The 12,955-nt window shown below is 58.8% G+C and carries 13 protein-coding genes and 2 pseudogenes; 12 read left to right on the plus strand and 3 right to left on the minus strand.

Features of this window, described 5'->3' with window-relative positions; genetic code table 11:
• From AC3D24_RS15175 to AC3D24_RS15215, 9 genes and pseudogenes are all read left to right on the plus strand, one after another.
• Complete coding sequence (locus AC3D24_RS15175) at positions 1 to 654, plus strand: DUF6118 family protein (protein WP_489031891.1); 654 nt, start codon at positions 1 to 3, stop codon at positions 652 to 654.
• A 148-nt stretch (positions 655 to 802) separates the two neighbouring features.
• Positions 803 to 2,038, plus strand: coding sequence for an integrase (locus AC3D24_RS15180; RefSeq protein WP_489031893.1), 1,236 nt, complete (start codon positions 803 to 805; stop codon positions 2,036 to 2,038).
• A 146-nt stretch (positions 2,039 to 2,184) separates the two neighbouring features.
• A complete protein-coding gene (locus tag AC3D24_RS15185) occupies positions 2,185 to 2,535 on the plus strand; it encodes a hypothetical protein (protein ID WP_489031895.1) in 351 nt (116 codons plus the stop codon).
• Positions 2,536 to 2,664: 129 nt separating this feature from the next.
• Complete coding sequence (locus AC3D24_RS15190) at positions 2,665 to 3,687, plus strand: hypothetical protein (protein WP_489031897.1); 1,023 nt, start codon at positions 2,665 to 2,667, stop codon at positions 3,685 to 3,687.
• Positions 3,684 to 4,463, plus strand: a complete 780-nt coding sequence (locus tag AC3D24_RS15195; protein ID WP_489031899.1) for an SHOCT domain-containing protein — start codon at positions 3,684 to 3,686, stop codon at positions 4,461 to 4,463. Before AC3D24_RS15190 ends, AC3D24_RS15195 begins: the two co-directional genes overlap by 4 nt.
• A 115-nt stretch (positions 4,464 to 4,578) precedes the next feature.
• Positions 4,579 to 4,782, plus strand: a pseudogene (locus tag AC3D24_RS15200) (integrase core domain-containing protein); the annotation flags it as partial.
• Between the two features lie 38 nt (positions 4,783 to 4,820).
• Positions 4,821 to 5,498 carry a Crp/Fnr family transcriptional regulator gene (locus tag AC3D24_RS15205; RefSeq protein ID WP_489031901.1) on the plus strand — a complete coding sequence of 226 codons (678 nt, stop codon included), beginning with the start codon at positions 4,821 to 4,823 and terminating at the stop codon, positions 5,496 to 5,498.
• 95 nt (positions 5,499 to 5,593) lie between these two features.
• Positions 5,594 to 6,378: pseudogene (locus AC3D24_RS15210) on the plus strand (IS5 family transposase).
• A gap of 129 nt (positions 6,379 to 6,507) precedes the next feature.
• Complete coding sequence (locus AC3D24_RS15215; protein ID WP_489031903.1) at positions 6,508 to 6,864, plus strand: hypothetical protein; 357 nt, start codon at positions 6,508 to 6,510, stop codon at positions 6,862 to 6,864.
• Between the two features lie 74 nt (positions 6,865 to 6,938).
• Here AC3D24_RS15215 and AC3D24_RS15220 read toward each other — a convergent pair whose 3' ends face one another.
• Positions 6,939 to 7,067 (minus strand): hypothetical protein, encoded by a 129-nt coding sequence (locus AC3D24_RS15220; protein ID WP_489031905.1) that lies wholly within the window; start codon positions 7,065 to 7,067, stop codon positions 6,939 to 6,941.
• Between the two features lie 440 nt (positions 7,068 to 7,507).
• On the opposite strand from AC3D24_RS15220, the gene AC3D24_RS15225 reads away from it, so the two are divergent.
• The gene (locus AC3D24_RS15225) at positions 7,508 to 7,786 is read left to right on the plus strand and encodes a hypothetical protein (RefSeq protein WP_489031907.1); all 279 of its coding nucleotides are present in this window, start codon (positions 7,508 to 7,510) and stop codon (positions 7,784 to 7,786) included.
• A 182-nt stretch (positions 7,787 to 7,968) separates the two neighbouring features.
• On the plus strand, positions 7,969 to 8,895 hold the full coding sequence (locus AC3D24_RS15230) for a dioxygenase family protein (RefSeq protein WP_489031909.1): 927 nt from the start codon (positions 7,969 to 7,971) through the stop codon (positions 8,893 to 8,895).
• A gap of 179 nt (positions 8,896 to 9,074) precedes the next feature.
• Here the strand turns inward: AC3D24_RS15230 and AC3D24_RS15235 are convergent, their stop codons facing one another.
• Together AC3D24_RS15235 and AC3D24_RS15240 are read right to left on the minus strand one after the other, a co-directional pair.
• Positions 9,075 to 10,274, minus strand: coding sequence for an IS256 family transposase (locus AC3D24_RS15235; protein WP_489031911.1), 1,200 nt, complete (start codon positions 10,272 to 10,274; stop codon positions 9,075 to 9,077).
• A gap of 238 nt (positions 10,275 to 10,512) precedes the next feature.
• The gene (locus AC3D24_RS15240; RefSeq protein WP_426283997.1) at positions 10,513 to 11,685 is read right to left on the minus strand and encodes a methyl-accepting chemotaxis protein; all 1,173 of its coding nucleotides are present in this window, start codon (positions 11,683 to 11,685) and stop codon (positions 10,513 to 10,515) included.
• A gap of 257 nt (positions 11,686 to 11,942) precedes the next feature.
• On the opposite strand from AC3D24_RS15240, the gene AC3D24_RS15245 reads away from it, so the two are divergent.
• A complete protein-coding gene (locus tag AC3D24_RS15245; RefSeq protein WP_489031913.1) occupies positions 11,943 to 12,764 on the plus strand; it encodes a GAF domain-containing protein in 822 nt (273 codons plus the stop codon).
• Positions 12,765 to 12,955 lie beyond the last annotated feature (191 nt).

Raw genomic sequence — 12,955 nt, forward strand, 5'->3', positions numbered from 1 at the left:
ATGGATCAGATCAGCAGCCTCAATAAGCCTGAGAACGACGCGGCCACCGCGTTTGGCGAGGTTCGCGCCGAGATCAGTCTGCTGCGCCGTGCGATCGAGCGGCTTACCGATGAGCGCACCGCGCAGCCTGACTACTCGCCCAGCCTGGAGGCCATTGCAAAGCGGCTTGAGGATGTCTGCGTCTGGGCCAAGCGCGTGTCCGAACGGCCAGCGCTAGGGCTCACACCTACAACTCTGGCCCGCCAGATCACCGAGGCGGGCGAGTCCGCCCGTACCCGCGACAAGGAACTGCTCGATCGCGCCGCCAGGACAATGGATGACGCTGGCAGCAGTATCAATGTGCTGATCGCTCGGTCGCGCTCTGCCGCCGAGCAGGACCGCGAACTGAACCGTAACCGTATCGCATTCGGCGTAGCGGGCATGATGCTATGGGCGATCCTGCCGGGGGCTGTTGCCCGCTCGCTGCCAGTGGGCTGGGCCGTGCCCGAGCGGATTGCTGCGCGCATGCTGGGCACCGATATGTGGCAGGCTGGTCAGAACATGATGTTCAAGGCCGATCCGGCTCGATGGAGCCGGATCGTCAGTCATGAGCGTCAACGTGCGATGCAGGTTTCACAACCGGGGAGAGAAGCCGTATTTGTCGCGCGTCCGTGACCAAGACTTAGATCGAACTTAGTTCTGCCGTTCGATGCTCGCTCGCCCGATAACTGGCTCACTGATCATAATCGGACATTATGGTAACTATAGCGATGTGCTACACGGGCGGAATGCAGGGTAAATCGGACCAGCGGGCAGGTGCCGCATGAGCGAGATCGTCGTCCATCGCACCGACGGGGAGGGGCTTCCGGTCCGCGCGCGGCGTGGGATCGTCGAGCCGATCGATGCCCGCGTTACCCGGTTGTTGGGTCTTGCGCTGCCCGCTGATGCCGGCCCTGTCAGCGAGATCGGCTTCGCCGCTCAGCTTGGCGCTATGGCAGCAGCGAGCAAGGCGGCACTGGCGTCGGACCTTGCATGCTATCTGCGTTGGTGTGAGGACATCCGTGTCACCCCGCTGCCCGCCGAGCCCGAAAACCTGGTCCGCTACATCGCCATGCTCGAGACGCGGGGCGCCAAGCCGGCGACGGTCGCCCGGCGGGTTGCCAGTCTTGCCACCGCACACGGTCTGTCAGGCCTGCAGGAGAGGGGGCATGCGCCCACGAGCCACGTGATGGTCCGCGCCGCGCTCAAGGGCCTGCGCCGACGTCGCGGCGCTGCCCAGCGCCAGGCGGCCCCGTTGCGCTTCGGGGCCTCGCTCGATCCCCATACCAAGGGGTTCACGCTGACCGCGCTGCTCGGCGCCTGTGGCGGCGATCTGCAAGGGTTGCGCGATGCCGCCCTGCTGTCGCTCGGTTACGACGCTGGATTGCGCGTCAGCGAGCTCGTCGCGGTCACCGTCGCCCATATCGACCCGCACAGCGATGGTTCGGCGCTCCTGTTCATTCCGTCGTCCAAGACCGATCAGGAAGGGCAGGGGGCCTGGGGTTGGCTGTCTGCGGACACGATGCGCCGGGTCGGCGCCTGGCTGGTAGCGAGTGCCATCACCGAGGGGCCGGTCTTCCGCCGCGTTGGGGTTGATCGGCGCCGTCTGCGCGCCGCGGTTCCGCCGATGGCGTACGAGGCGATCCCGGGGCACACGCGGCACTGGCAGGAGAAGCTGAAGGGCAAGAAGGCCGAACCGGCGCGGACGGTGTATACCGTTGGTACCGCGTCGCTAAGCCGGCAGGGCGTCAACGGCATTTATCGGCGGGTGGCGCTGAGTGCGTTCGATCAGGGGCTGGTAGAGATGCCGATCGCGAAGGCTGAGGAGGCCGCGCGCGCTTTGTCGAGCCACTCGCTGCGTGTCGGCCTCACGCAGGATCTGTTTGCGGCCGGGGAGGACGGCGTTGGCATTGCACAGGCGCTGCGCTGGTCGTCGCCGTCGACGGCACTGCGCTATGGGCGGAAGCTTGCCGCCAGGAGCAATGTTGCGGCGCGTGTACTCTCTCGCATCAGGAGCTAACGGCCAAAGCCATGTCAGGCTGCTCCTCTGACATGTCACATTAACCGACCACTGAGCGCTGCTGACCGATCGATAATTCTTAAGCGATAAGCTTAGCGAAATCGGATTTCTTGCGAGGATGCTCATGGACCTGCAGAACCTAGAGAATGAGTAAACCTCTGAACGATCCGATTGACAGACGTATGGTTCCCCGGCGCGAGGAGTCACTCGACAAACGTCTTTGGTGGATGCGATCACGCCGTACTATTATTTTTTTGGTGGTGGTACTGATTGACGTCCTTATCCTGTTGGTTGTCCGGTACGGTACAACCAACGATAGCGACGCTGCAGGCAACGGTATGGCTCATGCCATTGATACAGCATTGTTCGAGCTTGGCGGATCTACGGTCTGCTTTGTTACGTTTCTGTACATCATCATTCCAAGCCGAAAGATAAGGTTTGTTCTAACAATCTTGATGATGCTGATCGCCGTGGCGTTGGCGGTAATAACCGCCTGACGAGTTGTGTATCATAGTAACGATACACTAGATAACCGGATTAAACAGCTAGCAATGTCGATTCTCCTCTAAGAACTGAACGTCTAATGAAATTTGGCTTTTGCCAAATAGCCGGCTGCTACGATTCAAATGAAATTTCCGATTGCTGATAGGCCACAACAGACGATGCTCGTTATGAACTATTCAGGCTCGATCATGCGGTGCTTCTCGCTGCTCCTAGGTTTCCTGGCTTGCGTGCCCGCGGCCAGTCAGGCGCAGCGGGCGGGAATATGGGAGGCCCAGACCAACGTCGCCGGTGCGTGGGTAGGTCAACCAGTTCGATATTGTGCACCTGCTGATGCGCCGTTGCACTCAATGAACTTATGGCCGGCGAACTGTACCGCGGTGAGAATCCGGAAGACGACCGCAGGGATCGTTTCCAAAGGTGAATGTCAAAGCGGCCAGCCCGGCACGCTGTGGATCATACAGCGAGAATTGTCGGGGGATCTAAGCCGCCAATATCGTTTCTCCACCGAAAGTCACTTGGAACAGGCAGGCAAGCCGGTGCAGTGGACGCAACGTGTTGAGACAATAAATCGCTTTATCGGACCATGCGAGGAAGCCGCCCAGAAAGCGGTATCCAACTCCATAAAACGACCTGAAGGTGCGTGGGAAATCCTAGGGTTTGCGCTGGTTTTCGTCCTGCAACTCATGGCGTTCGTCGGACTTATATATGCGACCTACCGCGGAATGGCTTGGCTGTCGTTGCGGCTGGCACGTCGCGCCTACGAAAGAGCCGTGGTAGCCAATATCACCGTCGACGAGGCAGGTGCGGCGACTATACCCGTACTTGCAACCTTCACGGGAGTTCGCGGCCTGCCGTGGTGGTATGCAATCGCGTCGAACAACGCCAAGCCGCTGCTCGTGATTGAACCTGGCGGCATTCGTTTCCGTGTCGTTTGCGAGCGCGAACGTCGTTACGGCGAGATCGAATGCGTCGATGTCAGGCAGGGCAGGGGAACCGTCAATCTCAGCTTCACTTTCCACGAATCATTGCTGAACTTCACTGCCAATCTCGGTGCCGTACCGCTGGCTGCCCATGTGCTCTCCCTGCTGCCTCAATCTATGCCGTTGTCCACGCGCGCCCTTGCTGTGAAGGCGATCAGCGTATGAATGGACTTATCCTGTCCATGTTTGTCAGCACGATTCTGAGCGGCGTGATCGCGACGGTCAGGGATCGTTCGGTAATCCTGTGGACGATACTAGGCGTGCTCACAGGCCCAATCGCCGTCGGGTTGCTCTTGTGCATTCCATCGCGGAAGGCTGTCTTGCCGCCAATATCGATCCGATCGCTCGCCAGTGAAATCCGCGAACTGGAAGAGTTACGGGAGCGAGGTCTCCTCTCCGACGAGGAGTTCGCGCAGGGCAAAGCGCGGGTATTGGCCTCGCCGCTCAAATCGGAGATCCCGCCTGCGCTACCGCCAAACCGAGCTTTGTCAGATAGCGGATGGACATGGGCGAGTTATCAGCCAGCTACCCGCGCAGCCTTTATCGATCTGGCGCAACGCCATCGCCTCAATCTACAATGGCAAGACGACGTGCCTTTCGAGGTCGTCTGCACCTTTCCCGTGCAGCCGAGGCTTTCCTTCGCGATCACGCTGGCGCTCGAGAAGGGCTCGATCCATTGCTGGGGCGACGGATGGGCTTTGGATGGCACGGCCCCGGGAAACCCGGAAATCGGCCTGCCGGCCGATCTCGCGGAAGGGCTGGGAGCGTTACTAGGAGGATCAGGCCGATTGGTGGTGCGAACTGCCTACCGCGACAAGTCCCCGTTCTGGACATCGTTGCAGGTGCCCCGGAATGGGCGTTGGCGGACGGTTCGGTATCAGTCAGGAATTCCCATTCTACCACTGTGGCGACGTATCGTTATCAGGAACGATGCCGTCTGACCGACAACGCCAATGAGTCTCTACCTCGATCGCGGCTGCCCAATTAGTTGCTCGGCCGAGAAACCGGGGGGCATGAAATAGCCATGCAATTCCGCGCCCTAACCTTCCTTATGTTTACAATGGTCGCTTGCGCGACGAGTGTCTGAACGAACACCTGTTCCCCTCGCTGGCCGCGGCGAGACGGATCATCGAGGCATGGCGGACGGACTACAACACCGTGCGTCCGCACAGCAGCCTTGGCGGGTTGGCACCCGCCGAGTTTACGAACCACCCCCGCCAAGGGCATATGGACACCGAAGCTAAGTTATCAGCGGCCTGAAAACGGGGAGCACGTCACTATCCGTCGAAGATTTGGCTTTGCTCGAACCCAATTTTACCCGCGAAATACTTCATCGCGAGCGCGTGTTAATAGCCGCTAACATGCCTATCCAGTACGTCTGGTTTCCCGAGGGCGGGGTCGCCTCGGTAGTTGCAGAGATGGCGGACAACGGCCCTACCGAAGTCGGCATTTTCGGTAGAGCGGGCTTCGCTGGCATCCCTCTATTGCTGGGTGCAGACAGCTCACCGCACGTCATATTCATGCAGGTTAACGGACATACCGGGCTGCGTATCGAAGCGCCTCTCTTTTTGGCCGCAGTAGACCGAAGCATCACCTTGCGGACCACATTGCTGCGGTACGTTCAAACATTCATAACCCAAACCGCTCACAGTGCCGTGTCAAACGCTCATCAGCGCATCGAGGCCCGCCTCGCACGGTGGCTTCTGATGTGCCATGACCGCAACGACGGCGACGACATACACCTGACACACGAATTTATGGCGATGATGATAGCCGCCGAGCGATCTGGCGTAACCGTTTCGTTGCACGTGCTGGAGGGAGCCGGAATGATACGGTCCAAGCGTGGCCGTGTTATAATTCTTGATCGAGTGAAACTTGAGGATCTGGCAGGTGATAGCTACGGGCGGCCGGAAGCGGAGTATCGCCATTTGGTTGCACCCTTTGGTAAGGACGCGCCTCGAATAGCCCTAGCCTGAATGGCGTTGATGACAGGTCGCGCTAACTAGGCCACGTGGACAAAGGTTGACGCGCGTCTGATCGGTTGATTCAAGGCTGTCTTTTGGAGGCGGCGTTGGGCGAGCGGATTGGGGTTTCGGATGATGAGTGGGCTCTGATCGGGCCCCTGCTGCCGTCGGAGCGAGGACGTGGCTGCCGACCCGCGGGAGACAACCGGCCCTATTTCGAAGGCATGGTGTGGATGGCGCGGACAGGCGCGCAATGGCGGCATTTGCCGGATGAATATGGCAAGTGGAACAGCGTGTTCCGGCGGTATCGTCGCTGGGTCGTGACGGGCGTGTTCGAAGCCATGCTGGAGACCCTGGCCGCTGTCGTCGAGCGGGATGTCAGCGCCGACATGATCGACAGCACCGTAGTCCGGGCGCACCACTGCGCCGTCGGGCTAAAAAAAGGGATCAAGAATTCGAAGGGCTCGGCCGTTCGCGAGGCGGCTTCACAACCAAGCTGCACGCCCGCTGTGATGGTCAGGGGCGACCGCTATGTTTCGTCCTGACGCCGGGCCAGGCCCACGACGTGAAGGGCTTCGGGCCCTTGTTCGGGATGCTGGCTGACCGGATCGAGGCCCTGCTTGCCGATAAGGGCTATGACGCTGATGCCATCCGCCAGGAACTCGCCAGGGCGGATGTCGAGGCGGTCATTCCAACCAGAAGTAACCGCCGCATACCGATACCGCATGATCGCGAGAAATACCGTTGGCGCAATCTCGTCGAGCGTTTGTTCAGCAAGCTCAAGAACTGGCGCCGTGTCGCAACGCGTTATGACAAGACAGCAGAGTCATATCTCGGCTTCGTCGCGCTCGCATCAGTTACGCTGTGGCTGCCCTTTGTCCACGTGGCCTAGGGCCACCTTCTGTTGGATATCCCACAGAACAGCTTAAGTCCTTGTGGTTATTACCCTGCTGGTAGATGACACCTTTTTGCTCGAGTTCTTAGCTTCTGAGCAACGTCAATCAATCAATGTGGTGTAGTCGTGACAGGTGATCGAGATAGTGCCAGGGAGGCTCAAAGGCTCATTGCCGAGCGAGACCGCCGGTATAAGCTTTTCCCCAGTGAAATCTTTGACGAGTTTCCCTGGAATATGCCGCTTCATCTCTTTGTTGCGATGGCCAATAATGCTGTTTTATCGGAAGAAAAGCTGTGCGAGCTTTCTCACGCAGGACAGCTGGTTGGACGGCGCTGGATTGCTCATCTTGTAAAAGACGGGCAAATCGAGGGCCGTCACGATGGTGAAGACGTGGTGCTGACCGCTACGGCTATCGACCGATTGCGAGATTACCTTCGTCGGCCAGCGGGTTGTGAGGATTTGTTTGTTGAAGAGTCCGCATAGTCTTCAGTATGTTAGTCCACAGTCAGCTTGACTGATCTAGAGCGCTGGGGCCGAATATGCCATCGATATCAAATTCAGACGCGGAAGAGAAGCTTTGCGCTGCCATCAGGCAGGCGCTTGCCCTTGCCGACGAGCTGAATGATACGCTCGTATCGGCTTTGCTTGGTCAGGCATTGGATGCTGCGCGATGCGATGATGCTCAACGCATTTTTTGACGCGGGCACCTGGCGGCTGGATCGACGTCGCACTGGAGATCGACGCTACATTCTAGGCGCCGCTACAGTGAAGTTCTTCCCGCGAAGGTTGCCGTAGCCGAAACAGGCCATCCCGCGCCACGGTGGTATTAGCAGCATCCGCGCGCTGATCCCGTGTGTCAACGGCATTGAAGGTCAGAACGGTAATGTTGCCATCCTAGGCGAGGCAGGGCGGGTGCAATTAGACCGATGTCGCTAATATTCTAAGTTTCGCAACAGCAGCCGGACGCAGGTTTCTGTAGATGTCAGCGCTAATTGGCACCCTCTGTCAGCGGTAAATGTCACAGCGCGACATGCCACAAGCGTTCTCGGAATTCGATCGAATTTTGGGAATCAACAACCCAAATTTCAAATCGGGCAAGTAGCGGTGAGCAACCTAGCCGTTTGCGGTGATTGCATTCGCAAGTTTCGAGATTTGTGGGCCATTAACTGCCGCGGGGAGTTTAGATCACATCCCAAATGCGGGATTAGATGCCTCAGATTTTAAGGTGATGCCGGTGACGAGTATAATTAGCAAAATCGAGGGAACGATTAACACTGCTGTCGGAAAGATCAAACAGAATGATGATGGTCATTCTTTCAACAAGGAGGGTGGTGAACAGGAAGAGCTTGGCAAAAGGCAATTGAACAATGGTTCTGAAAAGCATAATGTTGAAAAGGACGGCTGACCGCCGCTCCGTCTCCGATTGAAATGGCGATCGAGACGGCTGACACCGTCTCGACTGGGATGACGTTCCGAAATCAGCCGCCCGATTGTTGCCGCTATAATGTCATCGGGTGTGCACCGGAGCGTCAGCGGTAGCACGTTGGTATGAAATTCGGCGACAATATCATCCTGCTAACCAGATAAATGGCCAATAAAATTCCTTCTTCACCGACGCTTGATCGCAGGCGCTTGCTTACCTCAGCGCTTCTTGGAACCGGGATGGTTGCGCTCTCGGCCGAGACGGGTGCAGCGCTGGCTGAGCCACCACGTTCCATCGGTCCTATGACGGCCCAGGCCGAGGAAGGTCCTTACTACCTACCGCTGAATCTTACACGGGCCGACATCACCGAAGGACTGTCCGGTATCCCCGTAGATATCCGCTTTACCGTCGTTGACGAGACTGGCTTGCCGTACACCGGCGCGCTTATCGATGTCTGGCACTGTGATGCTCAGGGGGTTTATTCCGGGTTCGAGCAACCTGCGGGACAGGCTGTTACCGACATGAAAGGTCGGACATTCCTGCGAGGTGTACAGCGGGTCAATGCGGACGGGAGCGCGCTGTTTCATAGCATCTATCCGGGCTGGTATCATGGTCGAACCACCCACATCCATTTCAAGGTGCGGCATGGCAACCGCACCAACCTCACCTCGCAGTTTTTTTTACCCGATACGCTCAGCGAGTTCCTGTACAGTCAGGTGACGGCGTACCGGCGAGCAGAGCTACGCGACACACTCAACTCCGATGACGGCATCGCCATCCAGGTCGGCGACACTACGGAGGGAAGCGTTCGAGAGACGAAGGGCCGCTACCTTGTGACGCTGACCGTTCGTGTAGATCGTGCGGCCATCGCACAAGAAAACCATTTTGGTGGTCCAGGGGGACGACCTCCGGGCCCCCCAGGGGCGGGCCCGATAAGCGGCCCTGGAAACAGGCCGGGCGGTACAGATGGAAGACGCGGACCACCGCAGGAAGCGCCACCCCTAGAAGGCGAGCATCGGATCGCAGCGTTGCTGCCTGACGCTAAGCGAGTTGATCGTCCATGGGGATCAGGCGGTCCGCCTCCTGTTTAACGTATGGAACTCTGACCGGCGCGTTCGGTCTGACCGCCATGCTGTCTGTTCGGTTAGATTTTCGTCAATGATGATTAAACGGAAATGTTCGGGGTTTCTCAAAATTCTTGATCGTGTCCCACCGCGTGGTGTAGCTTCAGCGGCGTAGCCGCTTTGATCTCCGGACATGGCCGGGTCGATCACGCCGCCATGGACGACAACGTGACGGTGGGATCATCGCTCAATTGCGTCACGCTTTCCAGTGTCATGTAGCGCCCCCGCTGGACCGCCCACTCGTCATTCTGTTCTAGCAGAATGGCCCCGACCAGCCGGGTGATGGCATCCTCGTTGGGGAAGATGCCGACGACATTGGTGCGCCGCTTGATCTCGCCGTTGAGGCGTTCGAGCGGATTGGTCGAATGTAGTTTGGTGCGATGCTGTGGCGGGAACGACATGTACGCGAGCACGTCCTCCTCGGCAGTGTCCATGAGCTTCGCGAGCTTGGGGACATTGGGCCTGAGCTGATCGGCGACCTTGCGCCACTGACCCTTGGCGGCTTCGGGCGTCTCCTGTGCGTACGCGGTGGCGATGAAGGCCGAGACGACGCGCCGCCCGCTCTTGCCGGCATGGGCCGTAGCGTTGCGCGCGAAATGTACGCGGCACCGCTGCCACGTGGCGCTGAACACGCGTGAGACGGCAGCTTTGATGCCCTCGTGGGCATCCGAGATGATGAGTTTCACGCCGCGTAGGCCCCGCCGCGCGAGGCCGCGGAGGAAGTCTGTCCAGAACGTCTCGGCCTCCGACGCACCGATTGCCATGCCGAGCACCTCGCGCCTGCCGTCACTGTTCACGCCGACCGCAATGGTGACCGCGACCGAGACGATCCGACCAGCCTGACGCACTTTCAGGTACGTCGCGTCGATCCACACGTACGGCCAGTCGCCCTCGATAGGCCGGTCGAGAAACGCCTTCACGCGGACGTCGATCTCCTCGCACAGCCGGCTCACCTGGCTTTTCGAGATGCCCGACATTCCCATCGCTTTCACCAGGTCGTCGACCGACCGGGTCGAGATCCCCTGGATGTATGCCTCCTGGACAACCGCGGTCAGCGCCTTCTCCGAAAGGCGCCGAGGCTCCAGGAAGGCGGGAAAGTAGCTGCCGGTTCTCAGCTTGGGGATCCGCAGCTCAACGGTGCCAGCCCGCGTTTCCCAGTCCCGCTCGCGGTAGCCGTTGCGCTGGGCGAGCCGGTCACTGCTCTTCTCGCCATAGCCAGCGCCGGTCAGACTGCCGACCTCCAGATCCATCAGCCGCTGCGCGGCAAAGCCAATCATCTCACGTAGAAATTCCGCATCCGCGCTCTTTCCCACAAGCGCCTGCAGGTTCATTGTATCGTCGGTCATCGAAGGTCTCCGTTGGTTGAGTCTTGCAACCCAATCCTATCCGAAGATCTTCGATGGCCACCCGTGAACCTGACCGGCCGCTACGGCGCTGGATGATAGCGCGCGGCCGGTCAGCTTCACTACCGCTGAGCTACACCACCAGCGGGGACACGACCAAATTCTTCAGTGATAAGCCTAGGACAATCTTCCTCGGTGAGCCAATGAATTAAAGGTATAGGCTAGTTAGTCAAAGCAGACGTTATGTATGGACAGATCTTTGGCCGGAGTTGAGCACGTGCGATGCCCGGACCGTTGCCTCTTTTATTCGTCCTGACAGCGATTTTACTTCGTTTGCCACGATCGCAAAGCTCGTTCCCCGCTCGCCGGCTCGCGCCGCTTCGATCGAGGCGTTCAAGGCCAGCATCGACGTCTGCCGTGTCACCGTACCGATATCGTCGACGATCTTGGACAGTTCGCCGAGCGTATCTTCATGGGCGGTACGCCTGGTTTCTGCCTCCAGACGGAAACTGCGCGCGCGGTTGGATTCGGTCTGCTCTGCGACGCGCATGGCCGTCACATCGGTCGCGCACTTGACGATCTTGATGGTCTGACCGTGCTGATCAAGGATGGGATTGTAGGTTGCCTGCAAGTGAACATCGGCGCCGCTGCGGGTCCGCCGGCGATACTCCTGCTGCGCGAAATTTCCGGCACGAAGGCTACGCCACAACGCGACATATTCGGGTGATGTCCGGTCTTCCTCGGTGCAGAACATGCCATGATGGCGGCCTGTGATTTCCCGTAAGGAATAGCCCATGGTCGACAGGAAATTCTGGTTTGCCGTGATGATGATTCCATCGACCGTCATCTCAAGCCAGCACTGAGAGCGGTCGATCGCCTGTAATTTGCTTCTGTGCTCGGCGCTGTCGCGCAACTCCTGATCGGCGCGCTCCAACGCCGCGCCATTGAGAAGCACCGAATTCTCCAACGCGTATAGCGCGTAGAGCGAATGGGTCAGCCGGGCGAGTTTTACAGGATCGCCTGCGAACGCGGCGTAGAGCCTGAGATGGCGGGCATGGTAGCTCGCCAGCAGACCGGCTGTGAACGCGATTTCCGTCGCTCGGTCCTTGCTACTGGCGCGCCCCCTACGAACCATTTTGCCGATGAGTTTCTGGTTCAGGCCGCCTGAGAACTTCTCACAAGTATAGCGGACGTCCCGTGAAATCAGATCTTCGATAGCAGCGTTGCACAGGCGGTATGGCGTAGTGTCGCCGGCAAAGGGGGTCCAGAAACTACGGACATCCTGCTCCACGCCGGCCTGCAGGATTGGCCACATCTCGAGCAAATCCGTTTCGAGCGTGCCAGTCGGATCGAAGGCCTCACGTAGGACCTCGATCGTGTCCTCGTCGAAATGGGAATGATATACGGGGTTCATCGCGTCCTCTATTTGCGACTCGCCTACTGCAACATACTCAAAATGACCTTAATACCTATGAGCAGATATGCTGATCATGTCGCGCCAGGGGCGCCGATAAGGTCCAACGGGATTTCTTCTCGCCTGCGGGCTGCCGAAGTCGTGCAGAAACGATATTTTAAACCCGAAACGGGTGCTTAACACATTTTTAAGCGCCCGGGAGCAGCACCACTATTCCATAAGAGGTGGGCGATATGCTGCTCGTTCGAGACTATCCGATGCGCGACAACGAGGTCTCACGCGTTTTGGAAGCGCGGAAATACGCGACCGGTGACGAAAACCTCCAAAATGTCTTCGATTCCGTTACCCAGCTTTGCTGCAATCTGTTCCAAGCCGAGATCAGCCTGCTGTCCTTCATCGAGGATGATATCCAGATCGTAAAGGGCGCAGCCGGCCTTGCTGCAACGACTATCAAGCGGTCTGACTCATTTTGCTCGCATGCCATCCTATCGAGCGAGGTCATGGTCGTACTGGATGCCTCCAGGGACCTGCGCTTTCGCGCAAACCCTTTTGTCACGGCCGCCCCGTTCATACGCTTCTACGCAGGTGCACCGCTCAAAACCACGGCCGGGTTCAACATTGGCGCTTTGTGCATCGCCGATCCTCAACCGCGCCAGGATTTTCCGAGCGCAAGCCGTAGCCAGCTGGGTCAGATAGCCAAGCTCATATCGTCGAGACTCGATGAACTGATCTGTGGCCATGGCAACAGGGCAGAACCTCGACATGGCGTCGATCTGCACGGCATGATCAGCAGCTACGGCAAAAAACCGGTTTCCGCCGCCATTCAGAACATCTCAATCCGCGGCGCCATGATCCACGTCGCAGATACCCCGATACCAAGAGGCGAGGAGGTTGTGCTGTCGATCGGCACGACGGCTATCGTCGCCACCGTGATGTGGACCAGGGATGGCCTGATCGGGTTATCGTTCCACCGTCCGATCGACGAGGCAGACCTGGCGCGTATACAGAAGCCAGCCCGTAAACCGTCCTCCACCCCGCCTGGCCTGCGGGATGGCTCGTCGACCGCATTAGCGCGATAAACGGTGCGCTACGCAGGCCAATCGCCGTCCTTACCCGCGGGGCGCCATGTTCGGCGACGCTGGTTGCCTGCGGATGGCTTAATACCCATATCGGGAGCGCCTTACCCCCCGGGAAAGTACGCGGCACGTAAGACTACTAAAACGACTCGATTTCGAACCGAAATGGGTTAATCGCCGCGTACCGAATCTGA

Source organism: Sphingomonas sp. SL1004 (assembly GCF_057815015.1).